Below are 15,339 nucleotides of genomic sequence, written 5' to 3' on the forward strand. Positions count from 1 at the left end.
CGAAAGCGGTGAATCAGTCACCGAATACATCGACTGATACAACGCTTTCGCGAGCAAGCCCGCTCCCACAGGGGTCTGTGTCAGGCTTTTAGTTGCTGATGGCGAGGATGCTCGCCTGGTACGACCCGACAAACACGTCAAAATCACCCACTTCGTTCTGCTCAAGCTCCGCCTGCTGCGCCAGCGAACTGCGCGCCAGCTCCTCAAAACGTGCCTGTTCCTCTGCCTTCAACGGCTCGCTGCGGAAGTACTCCGCATGCACCTGGCTCTGATGCAGCGAGAACTGCGCAAAGCTCTCTTTACGCTCGCTCATCGCCGCCAGCACCTGGGCCGACGGGGTCAGGGACGAATCCTTGACCTTCGCCAGCTGCGCGTCCAGCGCCTGGCTGTGTTCATTGATGCCCTGGCTCTGGTCCAGCATCGCCGCCAGCGGAGCAATCTGCTCCAGCAGCTCTGCCGCCCATTCCTTCATGTCCACCGATTCGCCACGGCGCTGCAATTGCAGGCCCGGACGGCGGCCTTCCTTGACCACGCTGAGGAAGTTGGAGGTGGCGTTGCCGCACTCATTGTCGGCGAACAGCGGGCTGTCATTCAGCGCGCAATACAGCAGGAACGCATCGAGGAAGCGCGACTCTTGCAAGTCGATGCCCATCGGCAGGAACGGGTTGATGTCCAGGCAGCGCACTTCAATGTACTGGATGCCACGGGCCATCAGCGCCTGGATCGGCCGTTCGCCGGTGTAGGTCACGCGCTTGGGCCGGATGTTGGAGTAGTACTCGTTTTCGATCTGCAGGATGTTGGTGTTGAGCTGAACCCACTCACCGTCCTTATGAGTGCCGACTTCGACGTACGGTGCGTAGGGTGTTGCCACAGCTTCGCGCAGGCTGTCGGTGTAGCTCGCCAGGTCGTTGTAGCACGGCGTCAGGCCGGCCTGGGCGTTGCTCTGGTAACCCAGGTCGCTCATGCGCAGGCTGGTGGCGTACGGCAGGTACAGGGTGTCGGCGTCCAGCACTTCGAGCTGGTGCGAACGACCGCGCAGGAAACCCGCGTCCAGGGCCGGCGAGGCGCCGAACAGGTACATCAGCAGCCAGCTGTAGCGGCGGAAGTTACGGATCAGCGCGATATAGGCCGTGGACTGGTAATCCCGGTCGGTGCCCACAAAGCCTTCGGCTTCCTTGAGCAACGGCCAGAGGTCTTCCGGCAGGGAAAAGTTGTAGTGGATCCCGGCGATGCACTGCATGGTCTTGCCGTACCGCAGGGCCAGGCCCTTGCGATACACGTACTTGAGCTGTCCGATGTTGGAGGTGCCGTAGTAGGCAATCGGAATATCTTCCTCGGCCGGCAACGGGCACGGCATCGATGGACTCCACAGGTACTCGCTGCCGAGCTTGCTGTAGGCAAAACGGTGGATCTTGTCGAGGCTGCTCAGGGTATCGGCCGGGTTGGGCAACGCCGGCGTGATGAACTCAAGCAGCGACTCGGAATAGTCGGTGGTGATCTGTTCGTGGGTCAGTGCAGCGCCCAGGGCCTCGGGATGCGGCGTTTGTGCCAGTCGGCCTTCACCGGTGACGCGCAGGCATTCGCGCTCGATGCCGTGCAGGCATTGCTCGAGCAAAGAGAGGTGTTCGTGCTTGCCGAGCAGGGCCAGGCGGCGGTTGAGAAGTTCGCTCAAGTTGGATTCCTTCACGCGTCAGTCGCCCCAATATGGGGGTGGTCAGGACGGTCTACAAGGGTGAAGTGGAAACTGGCGTTATCGCCTGGTTTTTGAGCCGGATTGACCCACTCTGAAAGAGCCGCCCTCGTCCCTGAATCTGGCTATCGCGCACGAGGAAAAGTTCGGCGCAACTTTCGAAGCGCCGAAATTAACTCAAATCGATGACAGGGAGCTATAGGACAGCGAAGGTGCCTTGTGCTTTTGCGACCAGTTTTTCGTCCTGGTACACGTCCGCCTCGACCACCAGCGTGCGCCGGCCCGGGTGAATCACCCGGGCGGTGCACAGCACATCGCCGTCGGAAACGGCGCGGATGTAGTTGATCTTGCATTCGATGGTCGCGCTCTGCTGGTCGAAACCATGGGAGCTGGAACACGCCAGCCCCATGGCAATGTCCACCAGGCTGAAGATCGCCCCGCCATGGAGCTTGCCAGCGCGGTTGCGCAACTGCGGTTCCAGGGTCAAGGCCACCTCGGCAACACCGGTTTCCAGGCGCTGCAGGCGGCAGCCAATGAGTTCGCTGAACGCGCTGTGGGTCAAGCCGGCTGGCAGTTCCATTAACGTTTCTTCAGTTGTTTGGCGTTGGCGAACAGCGAAGCCATGGCGTTGTTGGCCGGGGCTGGCGCAGCGGTTTCCTTGCGGGGGGCGGCGCCTTGGGACTGGCGTGGCGCCGAGCCCGGGCGTGCGCCGCGGGCACCGTCGATTTTCTCGCCCGGGGTGTCGCTCATGCGCATCGACAGGCCGACGCGTTTGCGCGGGATGTCGACTTCCATGACCTTGACCTTGACCACATCACCGGCTTTCACCGCTTCACGCGGGTCCTTGATGAACTTCTCCGAAAGCGCAGAGATGTGCACCAAACCGTCCTGATGCACGCCGATATCCACAAACGCGCCGAAGTTGGTCACGTTGGTCACCACGCCTTCGAGGATCATCCCCAGTTGCAGGTCCTTGAGGTCTTCGACGCCTTCCTGGAATTCGGCGGTCTTGAACTCGGGACGCGGGTCGCGGCCAGGTTTTTCCAGCTCTTGCAGGATGTCGGTGATGGTCGGCACGCCGAAGGTTTCGTCGGTGTACTTCTTCGGGTCGAGGCGCTTGAGGAAGGCGGCGTCGCCGATCAGCGAGCGGATGTCGCGGTCGGTTTCAGCGGCAATGCGTTGTACCAGCGGGTAGGCTTCCGGGTGGACAGCCGAGGAATCCAGCGGGTTGTCACCGTTCATGACGCGCAGGAAGCCGGCGGCTTGCTCGAAGGTTTTTTCGCCAAGGCGTGCGACTTTTTTCAGCGCTGCACGGGTCTTGAACGCACCGTTTTCGTCGCGGTGGGTCACGATGTTCTGCGCCAGGGTGGCGTTGAGGCCGGAGATGCGGGCCAGCAGCGCAACCGAAGCGGTGTTTACGTCCACGCCCACGGCGTTCACGCAGTCTTCAACCACGGCGTCCAGGCCGCGAGCCAGTTTCAGCTGCGACACGTCGTGCTGGTACTGGCCGACGCCGATGGATTTCGGGTCGATCTTCACCAGCTCGGCCAGTGGGTCCTGCAGGCGGCGAGCAATGGACACTGCGCCACGGATCGACACGTCGAGGTCCGGGAATTCCTTGGAAGCCAGTTCAGACGCGGAGTACACCGAAGCGCCGGCCTCGGAGACCATCACCTTGGTCATCTGCATGCCTGGGTATTTTTTGATCAGCTCGGCGGCCAGCTTGTCGGTTTCACGGCTGGCGGTGCCGTTGCCGATGGCAATCAGGTCCACCGAGTGCTTGGCGCACAGGGCGGCCAGGATGGCGATGGTCTGGTCCCACTTGTTGTGCGGCACGTGGGGGTAAACCGTGGCGTGATCCAGCAGCTTGCCGGTGGCGTCGACCACGGCAACCTTGCAGCCGGTGCGCAGGCCCGGGTCGAGGCCCAGGGTTGCGCGTGGGCCGGCGGGTGCGGCCAGCAGCAGGTCGTGCAGGTTGTGGGCGAATACGCTGATGGCTTCGGTTTCGGCGCCGTCGCGCAACTCGCCCAGCAGGTCGGTTTCGAGGTGGGTGTAGAGCTTGACCTTCCAGGTCCAGCGCACGACCTCACTGAGCCACTTGTCCGCAGGACGATTCTGATTCTGGATGCCGAACTGTTGACCGATCATGCCTTCGCACGGGTGCATGGTGCCTGGCAGCTCGTCGCCGACTTTCAGCGCGGAGCTCAGGATGCCTTCGTTGCGGCCGCGGAAAATCGCCAGTGCACGGTGGGACGGCATGCTTTTCAGCGGCTCGTCGTGTTCGAAGTAATCGCGGAACTTGGCGCCTTCCTCTTCCTTGCCGGCGATTACGCGGGCACTGAGGGTGGCTTCCTGCTTCAGGTAGTTGCGCAGTTTTTCCAGCAGGTTGGCGTCTTCGGCGAAGCGCTCCATGAGGATGTACTTGGCGCCTTCGAGGGCGGCCTTGACATCGGCGACGCCTTTTTCGGCATCGACAAAGCGTGCCGCTTCGGTTTCCGGGGCCAGGGACGGGTCGTTGAACAGGCCGTCGGCCAGCTCGCCGAGGCCGGCTTCCAGGGCGATCTGGCCCTTGGTGCGGCGCTTCTGCTTGTACGGCAGGTACAAGTCTTCGAGGCGGGTCTTGGTGTCGGCGAGCTTGATGTCGCGTTCCAGCTGCGGGGTCAGCTTGCCTTGCTCTTCGATGCTGGCGAGGATGCTGATACGCCGTTCGTCGAGTTCTCGCAGGTAGCGCAGGCGCTCTTCCAGATGCCGCAACTGGATATCATCGAGGCTGCCGGTGACTTCTTTACGGTAACGGGCGATGAAGGGCACTGTGGAGCCTTCATCCAGTAGAGCGACGGCCGCTTCGACCTGTTGTGGGCGTACGCCGAGTTCCTCGGCGATGCGGCTGTTGATGCTGTCCATAAAACCACCTGAAATTCTGAAAGCAGGCTCGCAGGCCCGGAAAACAAGGCTCGCGAGGCTGGTTGAGCGGCCCGTCTGGCGCCGCTGCCTGGGTCAAGAGGCAGCCTATTGACCCTCGAAATCGAAAAAATCACTACAAGCGGGTGAAAAAAATCCCCTGGCAGTAAACGGTAACGAACTGACGTTGCCCTGCACAAAGGCGCCGCATTATAACCAGCGTTCTGCCCTTGGGGGGATTGCCGCCAAGGTTGTAGGGCGCGGGTTCGCTGGCGGTAGAGGAAAAATCTGCTAACAATGCACACGGTGCGTATAACGGCAGCTACGCCATAATGCGCGCCGAGATAAGAGGAGCATCTAATGAGCAGCACTGCACAAACTGCTGAAGGCGAAAAAATTCTCATCGTTGATGACGATCCGGGGCTGAGCAGCCTGCTGGAGCGTTTCTTCAACTCCAAGGGCTACCGTGCCCGCGCGGTGCCAAACACCGAACAGATGGACCGCCTGTTGGGACGTGAAGTCTTCAACCTGGTGGTGCTGGACCTGATGCTGCCCGGCGAAGACGGCCTGACCGCCTGCAAACGCCTGCGCGGCGCCAACAATCAGATCCCGATCATCATGCTGACCGCCAAGGGCGATGAGCTGAGCCGCATCAAGGGCCTGGAACTGGGCGCCGACGATTACCTGGCCAAGCCGTTCAACCCGGACGAGCTGATGGCACGGGTCAAGGCCGTACTGCGTCGCCAGGCCGCCCCGGTACCGGGCGCTCCAGGCAGCGAAGACGAAAGCGTGACCTTCGGCGACTACGAGTTGTCGCTGGCCACCCGTGAGCTCAAGCGTGGCGATGAAGTGCACATGCTGACCACCGGCGAATTCGCCGTGCTCAAGGCACTGGTGATGAACGCTCGCCAGCCGCTGACCCGCGACAAGCTGATGAACCTGGCCCGTGGCCGTGAGTGGGACGCCCTCGAGCGCTCCATCGACGTACAGATCTCCCGTCTGCGCCGGATGATCGAGCCCGATCCATCCAAGCCGCGTTATATCCAGACGGTGTGGGGTGTGGGTTACGTGTTTGTGCCGGATGGCACTGCAACCAAGTGACCGATGATTTGCAGAGGCGGGCGTGCCGGTGATGACTCGATAAGAGTCAGCCGGTTGCCCGGCGTTTGCAATTCTGCGAGCTTGGCTCGCTCCTGCAAGGTGTCCAGCTGTCTTTTATGAAAACCCCGTTGTGGTTCCCGCAGAGTTTCTTCTCACGCACCCTTTGGCTGGTGCTCATCGTCGTACTGTTTTCCAAGGCCCTGACACTGGTTTATCTGTTGATGAACGAAGACGTGCTGGTGGACCGGCAGTACAGCCACGGTGTCGCGCTGACCTTGCGCGCCTACTGGGCCGCAGACCCCGAGAACCGCGAGAAGATCGCCAAGGCCGCTACCCTGGTCCGGGTCGCGGGCGCGGGCGTGCCCGAGGGCGAGCAACATTGGCCCTACAGCGAAATCTACCAGCGCCAGATGCAGGCCGAACTGGGTGAAGACACCGAGGTGCGGCTGCGCATGCATGTGTCGCCGGCGCTGTGGGTGCGAGCGCCGAGCCTGGGGGAGGACTGGCTGAAAGTGCCGCTGTATCCGCATCCCTTGCGGGGGCAGAAGATCTGGAACGTGCTGGGCTGGTTCCTGGCGATTGGCTTGCTTTCCACCGCGTCTGCCTGGATTTTCGTGCGCCAGCTCAACCAGCCGCTCAAACGCCTGGTGTTTGCGGCACGCCAGCTGGGCCAGGGCCGCAGTGTGCGCCTGCCCATCAGCGATACGCCGAGTGAAATGACCGAGGTGTACAGCGCGTTCAACCAGATGGCCGAGGATGTCGAACAGGCGGGGCGCGAGCGCGAGCTGATGCTGGCGGGAGTGTCCCATGACCTGCGCACGCCGCTGACGCGTCTGCGGCTTTCCCTGGAACTGATGGGTAACCACACCGACCTTACCGACGACATGGTTCGAGACATCGAGGACATGGACGCGATTCTCGACCAGTTCCTGGCGTTTATCCGCGATGGCCGGGACGAGGTGGTGGAAGAGGTCGACCTGACGGACCTGGTTCGCGAGGTGGTTGCGCCCTACAACCAGAATGGCGAACAGGTGCGGATGCGCCTGGAACCGATCCAGCCGTTCGCGTTGCGTCGGGTTTCGATGAAGCGCCTGCTGAATAACCTGATTGGTAACGCGCTGCATCACGCTGGTTCCGATGTGGAAGTAGCAGCCTACGTTTCCGGGGATACCAGTGCGCCTTACGTGGTGCTGAGTGTCATGGACCGTGGTGCCGGCATCGATCCGGCGGAACTGGAAGGTATCTTCAACCCGTTCACCCGCGGCGACCGTGCCCGGGGTGGCAAAGGCACGGGCCTGGGGCTGGCGATTGTGCGGCGGATTGCTTCGATGCATGGCGGCAATGTCGAATTGCGCAACCGGCCGGATGGCGGCCTGGAAGCGCGAGTGCGCTTGCCGTTGGGGCTGATGTTGCCCAGGGACGCGGTCTAAATGTGGGAGCGGGCTTGCTCGCGAAGGCGGTGGGTCAGTCCATAGAAATGTCGACTGATCCACCGCCTTCGCGAGCAAGCCCGCTCCCACACTGGTTTTGCGGTGCTTTACAGGTTGGGTGTCCTCAACCTTTGCCTTTGGTCCTGGTCATATTCGGCCCACCACTCTTCTCCAGATGCTGAATGATGATCCCCGCCACATCCTTGCCGGTGGTGGTCTCAATTCCTTCCAGGCCCGGTGACGAGTTCACCTCCATCACCAGCGGCCCGTGGTTGGAGCGCAATATATCCACACCCGCCACGCTCAACCCCATGACCTTGGCTGCCCGCAGTGCGGTCATGCGTTCTTCCGGGGTGATCTTGATCAGGCTGGCACTGCCGCCACGGTGCAGGTTGGACCGAAACTCACCCGGCTTGGCCTGGCGCTTCATCGCGGCAATCACCTTGTCGCCCACCACGAAGCAGCGGATATCCGCACCGCCGGCTTCCTTGATGTACTCCTGCACCATGATGTTCTGTTTGAGGCCCATGAACGCCTCGATCACCGACTCGGCCGCAGTCGCGGTTTCACACAGCACCACGCCGATGCCCTGGGTCCCTTCCAGCACCTTGATCACCAGCGGCGCGCCGTTGACCATCTCGATCAGGTCGGGAATGTCATCCGGGGAGTGCGCAAAGCCGGTGACCGGCAAGCCAATGCCACGGCGCGACAGCAACTGCAGCGAGCGCAGCTTGTCCCGCGAACGGGCGATAGCCACCGATTCATTGAGGGGAGACACCCCCATCATTTCAAACTGGCGCAGTACCGCGCAGCCATAGAACGTCACGGAAGCACCGATACGCGGGATCACCGCATCGAAGCCTTCCAGCGGTTTGCCCCGGTAGTGGATCTGCGGCTTATGACTGGCAATGTTCATATAGGCGCGCAACGTATCGATCACCACCATCTCATGGCCACGTTCGGTGCCGGCCTCGACCAGGCGACGGGTGGAATACAGACGCGGGTTACGCGACAGCACAGCGATCTTCATGCAGCACCTGTGGCAGAGGTAGTAGAGACCGGGAACACCGGCTTGTCTTGAACGTATTTGACGCCGGGACTGACCACCAGTTGGCCGTCAATCAGGGCCTTGGAGCCCAGCAACAGGCGGTAACGCATGGCCTTGCGGCAGGCGAGGGTGAATTCCACCCGCCATACCCGATCGCCCAGGGCCAGGGTGGTGCTGATCACATACCGCACCTGGGCCTGGCCGTTGGAGCTTTTAATGGTTTTCATCGCCACCAGCGGTGCTTCGCAGCGCCGGTGACGCAGTTGCACCACGCTGCCCAGGTGCGCGGTGAAGCGCACCCACTTTGCACCGTCGCGCTCAAATGGCTCGATCTCGGTGGCATGCAGGCTTGAGGTACTGGCGCCGGTGTCGATCTTGGCGCGCAGGCCTGCCACTCCCAAGTCGGGAAGTGCCACCCACTCACGCAGACCCACAACGGTCAAATGGTCAAATGTCTTCAATATGAATAACCGGCAATTAATTCGCCCAGGCGGCGGGTGATACCTCGGCCAGGGCTTTGAATGCAGGCTTGGCGAACCAGTAGCCCTGCATCAGAAATATTCCACAGTCGGCGAGAAAGTCCCGCTCGCCGGCGCTTTCGATGCCCTCGGCGATGACAGTAACGCCCAACTGCTCACAGATTGTGACAATCCCCCGGACGATCACCTGACGGACACGATCACGGTCGACATCGCGGATCAGCGCCATGTCGAGTTTGATCAGGTCAGGTTGGAAATCGGCCAGCAGATTCAGCCCCGAATAGCCCGCCCCGAAATCGTCGATGGCGGTCTTGAAGCCGAATTCGCGGTATTCACGCAGAATATTCGTCAAATGGCGATAGTTATCTACATGCTCGCTTTCCAGGGTCTCGAAAATCAGCCGATCCAACGGAAAATTATGCGCCCGGGCCGCCTCCAGGGTGCTGCGGATGCACAGTTCTGGTCGATAGACCGCGTTGGGCATGAAGTTGATTGAAAGGTGCGTCTGCATGTTGAGTGTCGAAGCGGTGGCGATCGCGCGGGTGCGGCATTGCTGGTCGAAACGGTAGCGATTGCTGTCGTTGACCTGATCCAGCACCGTCAACGCGCCCTCACCGTTGACGCCGCGCACCAAGGCTTCATGGGCAAAGACCGACTGGTCACGCAGGTCCACGATAGGCTGATACGCAAAGGCGAACTCAAAGCCCAGCGGCTCACTTTGCTGGCAGCCCGCACAGGCTTGTTTGGGCGAGGTCAGTGAAATGGGAAAGTCGGTCACACGTTAACCTCGCGAAAACAGGATGCTACCTGGCGTATCTTAGGTGAGCTCAAGGGTTTATGCGTTGAAGGGTTTCAACGGTAAAGTTGCGACATTTTTCAGAGCGAGGAATTCAAGTGGCTCAGAAGCAGGAAGAGGAAGAAAAAGTCCGTTTGGACAAGTGGTTGTGGGCGGCGCGTTTCTTCAAGACCCGTGCCTTGGCCAAGGCGGCGATCGAGAGTGGCAAGGTGCATTGGCGCGGCGAGCGTTGCAAGCCCGGCAAGGAGCCACGCATCGGCGATGAGTTTCAGATCCGTGCCGGGTTTGATGAACGAACCGTCGTGGTCCAGGCGCTTTCAATTGTGCGAAGGGGCGCTCCCGAGGCGCAGGCGTTGTATACCGAGACCGAAGCCAGCATCGCCAAGCGCGAAAACGCGGCGGCCATGCGCAAGGCGGGGTCCCTGGGCATGACCACCGACGGCAAGCCAAGCAAGAAACAGCGGCGCGACCTGTTCAAGTTTCGCGGCAGTGGCAATGATGATTAATCGGCAGACCGCAGGAGCCAGGTCGGCTCCTGCTATTTCAACTCAAACGCTGCGAATCACGCTCAAGCGCTTAACCAGCGGTACTCGCCGAAACAACTCAAACACCGGGCTCGTCACTCGCACCAGCCCCCGCGAAACCTTCGCTGCAAAGGGCGTGTAGTAACCCCAGCCCAACGCCAACAGCGCCAGCAACACCCCACCGATATAATCGTCCTGCCCCCAATGCGCACCGGCTACCAGCCGCGGCATCATGAACAGCAGCGCCAAGCCCCAGATCACCAGCACCTGCCCGATCCGCTTGGCAAACACGGTCATGAACATCCCCCAGATCAACAATACCGATGCATGATCCCCCGGGAAGCTCTGGCTGGAGCGGTCCTTCAACTCCCATGTCTTCTCCAGGCCTGGGAAATAGTCGCTCATCTGAATCGCGCCGCTGATCACCATCGACGGGCTATGGTGTTGCCAGCCCATTTGCGCCGCCAGCTTGGAAAACAGCATGCGGATAAACAGCAACAGCAGCAGAATGCCCAGGAAGCCGAAAAACGCCTGGCGCACTTCAATCGCCTTGAACACCCAGTCGCCACGGACCAACAGCGTCAGCAGAATCACCCCGACCACCGCGTCAAACGGCCGCAAACTGGCCACCGCCCACACATGCAGCCACGCCGAGCTGCTTGCCAGCGGGTCATTGAGCAGATGAAACAGCCACTCGTCGAAAACCGTGCAGAGCGCCTGGCCCGCCGGCCAGAGCCAGAAACACAACAGCCCCACAGCGAGTAAATTGCACAGGGCCAATCGCCCGAGGTCCCACCTGGCTTGGAACAAACCCGGATTGTTCATAAACTGTTTCCTCTTTGCTTTAAAGCGCTTCGTTTTCCCACAGAAGGCCGCACCAAAACGGTGCTAAAGCGTGTAATTCTATAAACCTTGTCATCTTTTTGTCATCAATTCAGATACCCAGACCTATGACTGATCTACCGGATACCGACTTCACCCAACGCTTCATCTTCGACGACAGCGACGCCCGCGGCGAACTGGTCGCCCTGGAGCGCAGCTATGCCGAAGTCCTCGCCAAGCACCCCTATCCGGAGCCGGTCGCGCAATTGCTCGGCGAACTGATGGCGGCTGCCTCGCTGCTGGTGGGCACCCTGAAGTTCGATGGCTTGCTGATCCTGCAGGCCCGTTCCGAAGGCCCGATCCCGCTGCTGATGATCGAATGCTCCAGCGAGCGCGAAATCCGTGGGCTGGCCCGCTACGACGCGGACCGCATCGCCCCCGATGCGACCCTGGCTGACCTGATGCCAGACGGCGTGCTGGCCCTGACCGTCGATCCGACGGTAGGCCAGCGTTACCAGGGCATCGTCGACCTCGACGGCGAAACCCTGTCCGACTGCTTCACCAATTATTTCGTGATGTCCCAGCAAGTGGGCACCCGCTTCTGGCTCAACGCCGACGGCAAGCGCGCCCGTGGCCTGCTGCTGCAACAACTGCCGGCCGACCGCATCAAGGACGAAGAAGACCGCGCCGACAGCTGGGCCCACATCACCGCCCTGGCCGGCACCCTGAAAGCCGAAGAGTTGCTGGGCCTGGATAACGAAACCATCCTGCACCGCCTCTACCACGAAGAGGCCGTGCGCCTGTTCGACGTGCAGTCCCTGCGCTTCCACTGCAGCTGCTCCCGCGAGCGCTCGGCCACGGCCCTGGTCAGCCTGGGCCTGGAAGATGCGCAGGACCTGGTGGTGGAACACGGTGGCAACATCGAGATCGACTGCCAGTTCTGTAACCAGCGCTACCTGTTCGACGCCGCCGATATTGCTCAATTATTCGCCGGCGCGGGCGTAGATACCCCTTCAGGCACCCGCCACTAAAACGTTTAAGCACAGGTAAATCACCTGACAAACGCCGGATTTCCGCCGTTCTGACCGGAGGGCCCTACTCTTTTTGGGCTTTTCTGGCATAATCCGGCCCACTTTTTTCGCGGTAGTAGTGCGCAACTTTCTACTACAAAACGTTTGGAGCACTCGGCCACTGGCCGACGGGGAACCTCATGACGCAAGCCAATAACGCCGTATACACCGATCTGAGTGTTGACGATCTGGTCAAAGAAGCCCTGCAGCGCGGTGAAGGCGTGCTTGCCGATACCGGTGCGCTGGTCGTAGAAACCGGTCACCGTACCGGCCGTTCGCCAGTCGACCGCTTCATCGTTGAAGAGCCTTCCACCCAGGCTGCCATTGCCTGGGGCCCGATCAACCGCAAGTTCCCGGCCGACAAGTTCGATGCCCTGTGGGCTCGCGTCGAGGCATTCAACAACGCGCAAGAGCATTTCGTTTCCCACGTTCACGTAGGGGCTGCAGAAGACCACTACCTGGCCGTGAAAATGACCACCCAGACTGCCTGGCAGAACCTGTTCGGTCGTTGCCTGTTCATCAACCCGGCCCAGTACAACCCGGCCGGTCGTGAAGAGTGGCAAGTGCTCAACGTGGCCAACTTCGAATGCGTGCCAGAGCGTGACGGCACCAACTCCGACGGTTGCGTGATCCTCAACTTCGCCCAGAAAAAAGTCCTGATCGCCGGCATGCGTTACGCCGGTGAAATGAAAAAAGCCATGTTCTCGGTGCAGAACTTCCTGCTGCCGGCCTCAGACGTGCTGCCGATGCACTGCGCTGCCAACATCGGCGAAGCCGGCGACGTGACCCTGTTCTTCGGTCTGTCGGGCACCGGTAAAACCACCCTGTCCGCCGACGAAAGCCGCTACCTGATCGGCGACGACGAACACGGCTGGGGCGAAGGTGTGGTGTTCAACATCGAAGGCGGTTGCTATGCCAAGTGCATCGACCTGTCCGAGAAGAACGAGCCGGTTATCTGGAAAGCCATCAAGCACGGCACCGTGCTCGAAAACGTGGTGATCGACGATGCCAAGCACGCCGACTACACCAACGTCAGCCTGACCCAGAATAGCCGCGCCGCCTACCCGCTGGAGCACGTGGCCAAGCGCTCCGAGAAAAACCTCGGTGGCGAGCCAAACGCTGTGATCTTCCTGACCTGCGATCTGACCGGCGTACTGCCGCCCGTGTCGATCCTCAGCGAAGAACAAGCGGCCTACCACTTCCTGTCCGGCTACACCGCTCTGGTGGGCTCGACCGAAATGGGTTCGGGCGGCGGCATCAAGTCGACCTTCTCCACCTGCTTCGGCGCGCCATTCTTCCCACGCCCGGCTGGTGAATACGCAGAACTGCTGATCAAGCGCGTGCGTGGCTTCGGCTCCAAGGTCTACCTGGTCAACACCGGCTGGACCGGCGGCGGCTACGGCGTTGGCAAGCGCTTCAACATCCCGACCACCCGTGGCGTGATTGCAGCGATCCAGAGCGGTGCGTTGATTGGTGCCGAGACCGAGCACCTGGACACCATCAACCTGGACGTGCCATTGGCTGTACCGGGCGTCGAGACTGGCCTGTTGAACCCACGTAACACTTGGGCTGACAAGGCTGCCTACGATGAAGCGGCGAAAGCGCTGGCGGGTCTATTCATCGAGAACTTCAAGAAGTTTGAAGTGAGCGATGCGATCAAGGCTGCGGGTCCGAAGTTGTAAGATTCGGCCGTTGTGAAAAAGCCGCCCCTAGTGGGCGGCTTTTTTGTGGGCGAAGGATCAGTCGACGAGGTGCAGAACCACGGCTCCCACTAACACCAGCACCACACCGGTCACTTGCACCGCTGACAGCCGCTCCTTGAAAAACACAAACCCCAGAATCGCGGCGATCCCACCGGACAGGGTGCTGATCACCGTCACCACGGAAACCGACCCCGCCATTGCGCCCCACGAGAACGCCGAGAACCCACCCAGGTTCATCAGGCTCGCGCTGGTCAGCGTTGCGCAGTTTTTCAGCGGTGGGATTTTCAGGCCGTCTTTGATCTTAAGCACCATCAACACCAGGACGCACAGGCCAACCAAATACCCAAGCCAAAGCATCGTGACCGGGCCAAGCGTCGGCAGGGTGTAGCGGCCCTGCACCCAAAAGCTTGTGCCGTAGAGCAACGCTGCGAGCATCGCGTAGGCGATTGAGCGGCTGGAACTGTTGTGAGGGACGCCATTGTCCTTGTGAATGCTGGACAGGATCACGCCAATTACGCAGAGAGCGATGCAGCCGAGTTGGATCAGGCTGATGTGTTCGCCGCTGGCCCATGACAGCAAAGTAGTCACGACACCGTAGGACGTCACCAGCGGCGCGACAATGGCCGCTTTGCCCAGCGAGAAGGCCTTGGACAGCGCAAGGGCGCCGGAGACGGTCAGCAGGGCTGCTGCGGCTCCCAGGAGCCACACACTCAAAGGCGCCGCGAGGGATTTGACGAGGAAAGCCGGGAATATGACCAGCAGCAGGGTCATGATCAGGAAGCCCAGCGCCTGGCCGAAGTACACCGCGCGTTTGACGCCGACAGCTCGGGCGTTGAGGCCCACGAGGAAGTCCGTGCCGCCCCAGAGCAGGGCGGCCAGCAGGCCCATTAGTACGTCCATGTAAGGTCCTTGGTTGTAGGCGCGAGCTTGCTCGCGAAGGTCGTTAACGATAATGCGGGCTTTCAGGGGGAACGCGGCGCTCTCAGGTTTTTCGCGAGCAAGCTCGCTCCTACAGGTTTTCCAGGGTTTGCGTGTCCCAGCGTTGGGTCTTGATAGCCAGGTAAAGCATGCCGATGGTCAGCGGGAGCTTGTCGCCGCGACCTTTGGCTCTGTGCTTCAGGAAGACGTCGAATACGGGAGGTTGGAAGTAACGATAAGCGTCGTAGTCGTTCAGGTCGACGGCGAAGCCTTGTTCCAGCGCTTCCATCAATTGATTGGCTTCGGCGCCGTCGCAACCCAGGTCCAGGTTGATGGCCGTTTCAAGGCGCAGCGTCTTATGTTCAGGCAGGCCAATTTCTTCATCCAGCAGTTGCAAGAGCTGTTGCATGGCAAAGTCTTCAGGAAAGTTGGGGGCCAGGTTCATGGTGGTTACGCGTGAGTGGGCAGGGCGACAGACTTTATCGATCGAACCGTGATCCTTCAAACGAAACAGGTCAAATGTGGGAGCCGGGCTTGCCCGCGATGGCGGTGTGTCAGTGGTAGAAGTGTTTTCTGACACACCGCTATCGCAGGCAAGCCAGCTCCCACATTTCTAGCTCTGCGACTGCTCAGGTGGGGTTCGCTTTACGGCGTCGGTGGTGGTGAGTTGCATCATGCCGGTTTGGGCGGCTTCCAGTAGATCGCAACCGTCCTGGACGAGCAGGTACAGGGCGTTGGTGATGTACTGATCGTTCCCACGCTCCGCGTGGGAATGCATCCCGTGACGCTCCGCGTCACCAGTGTTCATGGCTTGGGTCGTGCGCGGATGACGGGACGCGGAGCGTCCCTGGCGGCAT

15 protein-coding genes and 1 pseudogene are annotated in these 15,339 nt (G+C 60.9%); 6 read left to right on the forward strand and 10 right to left on the reverse strand.

What is annotated here, in order from left to right; all coding sequences use genetic code 11:
* Nucleotides 1–88: 88 nt before the first annotated feature.
* The 3 genes from gshA to AC3WKX_RS23525 all read right to left on the reverse strand — a co-directional run bounded on the left by gshA (nucleotide 89) and on the right by AC3WKX_RS23525 (nucleotide 4,594).
* Nucleotides 89–1,672 (reverse strand): glutamate--cysteine ligase, encoded by a 1,584-nt coding sequence (gshA, locus tag AC3WKX_RS23515; protein WP_008435798.1) that lies wholly within the window; start codon nucleotides 1,670–1,672, stop codon nucleotides 89–91.
* 214 nt (nucleotides 1,673–1,886) lie between these two features.
* Nucleotides 1,887–2,270, reverse strand: coding sequence for a PaaI family thioesterase (locus tag AC3WKX_RS23520; protein WP_003213170.1), 384 nt, complete (start codon nucleotides 2,268–2,270; stop codon nucleotides 1,887–1,889).
* Nucleotides 2,270–4,594, reverse strand: a complete 2,325-nt coding sequence (locus AC3WKX_RS23525; RefSeq protein WP_102367889.1) for a Tex family protein — start codon at nucleotides 4,592–4,594, stop codon at nucleotides 2,270–2,272. Before AC3WKX_RS23525 ends, AC3WKX_RS23520 begins: the two co-directional genes overlap by 1 nt.
* Before the next feature lie 357 nt (nucleotides 4,595–4,951).
* On the opposite strand from AC3WKX_RS23525, the gene ompR reads away from it, so the two are divergent.
* Together ompR and AC3WKX_RS23535 are read left to right on the forward strand one after the other, a co-directional pair.
* The gene (ompR, locus tag AC3WKX_RS23530; RefSeq protein WP_003213175.1) at nucleotides 4,952–5,692 is read left to right on the forward strand and encodes an osmolarity response regulator transcription factor OmpR; all 741 of its coding nucleotides are present in this window, start codon (nucleotides 4,952–4,954) and stop codon (nucleotides 5,690–5,692) included.
* 116 nt (nucleotides 5,693–5,808) lie between these two features.
* Nucleotides 5,809–7,122, forward strand: a complete 1,314-nt coding sequence (locus AC3WKX_RS23535; protein ID WP_003213176.1) for an ATP-binding protein — start codon at nucleotides 5,809–5,811, stop codon at nucleotides 7,120–7,122.
* Between the two features lie 124 nt (nucleotides 7,123–7,246).
* Here AC3WKX_RS23535 and rimK read toward each other — a convergent pair whose 3' ends face one another.
* Genes rimK through rimA form a run of 3 tightly spaced genes read right to left on the reverse strand, consistent with a single transcriptional unit; the run spans nucleotide 7,247 to nucleotide 9,427 of the window.
* A complete protein-coding gene (gene rimK / locus AC3WKX_RS23540) occupies nucleotides 7,247–8,152 on the reverse strand; it encodes a 30S ribosomal protein S6--L-glutamate ligase (protein ID WP_003213178.1) in 906 nt (301 codons plus the stop codon).
* The gene (gene rimB / locus AC3WKX_RS23545; RefSeq protein WP_003213181.1) at nucleotides 8,149–8,631 is read right to left on the reverse strand and encodes a retropepsin-like aspartic endopeptidase RimB; all 483 of its coding nucleotides are present in this window, start codon (nucleotides 8,629–8,631) and stop codon (nucleotides 8,149–8,151) included. The genes rimK and rimB overlap by 4 nt, the downstream gene beginning before the upstream one ends.
* Before the next feature lie 16 nt (nucleotides 8,632–8,647).
* Nucleotides 8,648–9,427 (reverse strand): S6 modification regulatory phosphodiesterase RimA, encoded by a 780-nt coding sequence (rimA, locus tag AC3WKX_RS23550; protein WP_003213183.1) that lies wholly within the window; start codon nucleotides 9,425–9,427, stop codon nucleotides 8,648–8,650.
* A 116-nt stretch (nucleotides 9,428–9,543) separates the two neighbouring features.
* Between rimA and AC3WKX_RS23555 the strand changes: the two genes are divergently transcribed.
* Nucleotides 9,544–9,951 carry an RNA-binding S4 domain-containing protein gene (locus AC3WKX_RS23555; RefSeq protein WP_003213184.1) on the forward strand — a complete coding sequence of 136 codons (408 nt, stop codon included), beginning with the start codon at nucleotides 9,544–9,546 and terminating at the stop codon, nucleotides 9,949–9,951.
* A 42-nt stretch (nucleotides 9,952–9,993) separates the two neighbouring features.
* Here AC3WKX_RS23555 and AC3WKX_RS23560 read toward each other — a convergent pair whose 3' ends face one another.
* The gene (locus AC3WKX_RS23560; RefSeq protein WP_102604442.1) at nucleotides 9,994–10,794 is read right to left on the reverse strand and encodes a phosphatase PAP2 family protein; all 801 of its coding nucleotides are present in this window, start codon (nucleotides 10,792–10,794) and stop codon (nucleotides 9,994–9,996) included.
* A gap of 125 nt (nucleotides 10,795–10,919) precedes the next feature.
* Between AC3WKX_RS23560 and hslO the strand changes: the two genes are divergently transcribed.
* Together hslO and AC3WKX_RS23570 are read left to right on the forward strand one after the other, a co-directional pair.
* A complete protein-coding gene (gene hslO, locus AC3WKX_RS23565) occupies nucleotides 10,920–11,822 on the forward strand; it encodes an Hsp33 family molecular chaperone HslO (RefSeq protein ID WP_003213189.1) in 903 nt (300 codons plus the stop codon).
* Between the two features lie 179 nt (nucleotides 11,823–12,001).
* Complete coding sequence (locus AC3WKX_RS23570) at nucleotides 12,002–13,543, forward strand: phosphoenolpyruvate carboxykinase (RefSeq protein WP_003213191.1); 1,542 nt, start codon at nucleotides 12,002–12,004, stop codon at nucleotides 13,541–13,543.
* Nucleotides 13,544–13,600: 57 nt separating this feature from the next.
* Here AC3WKX_RS23570 and AC3WKX_RS23575 read toward each other — a convergent pair whose 3' ends face one another.
* On the reverse strand, nucleotides 13,601–14,452 hold the full coding sequence (locus AC3WKX_RS23575; RefSeq protein WP_087692724.1) for an EamA family transporter: 852 nt from the start codon (nucleotides 14,450–14,452) through the stop codon (nucleotides 13,601–13,603).
* 21 nt (nucleotides 14,453–14,473) lie between these two features.
* Between AC3WKX_RS23575 and AC3WKX_RS23580 the strand changes: the two are divergent.
* A pseudogene (locus tag AC3WKX_RS23580) lies at nucleotides 14,474–14,596 on the forward strand (outer membrane lipoprotein carrier protein LolA); the annotation flags it as partial.
* On the opposite strand, the gene AC3WKX_RS23585 reads toward AC3WKX_RS23580, so the two are convergent.
* Nucleotides 14,574–14,927, reverse strand: a complete 354-nt coding sequence (locus AC3WKX_RS23585; RefSeq protein ID WP_102604443.1) for a DUF1493 family protein — start codon at nucleotides 14,925–14,927, stop codon at nucleotides 14,574–14,576. The pseudogene AC3WKX_RS23580 and the gene AC3WKX_RS23585 overlap by 23 nt on opposite strands.
* 168 nt (nucleotides 14,928–15,095) lie before the next feature.
* The gene (locus AC3WKX_RS23590) at nucleotides 15,096–15,290 is read right to left on the reverse strand and encodes a hypothetical protein (protein WP_102650689.1); all 195 of its coding nucleotides are present in this window, start codon (nucleotides 15,288–15,290) and stop codon (nucleotides 15,096–15,098) included.
* Nucleotides 15,291–15,339 lie beyond the last annotated feature (49 nt).

Source organism: Pseudomonas sp. GP01-A4 (assembly GCF_058780865.1).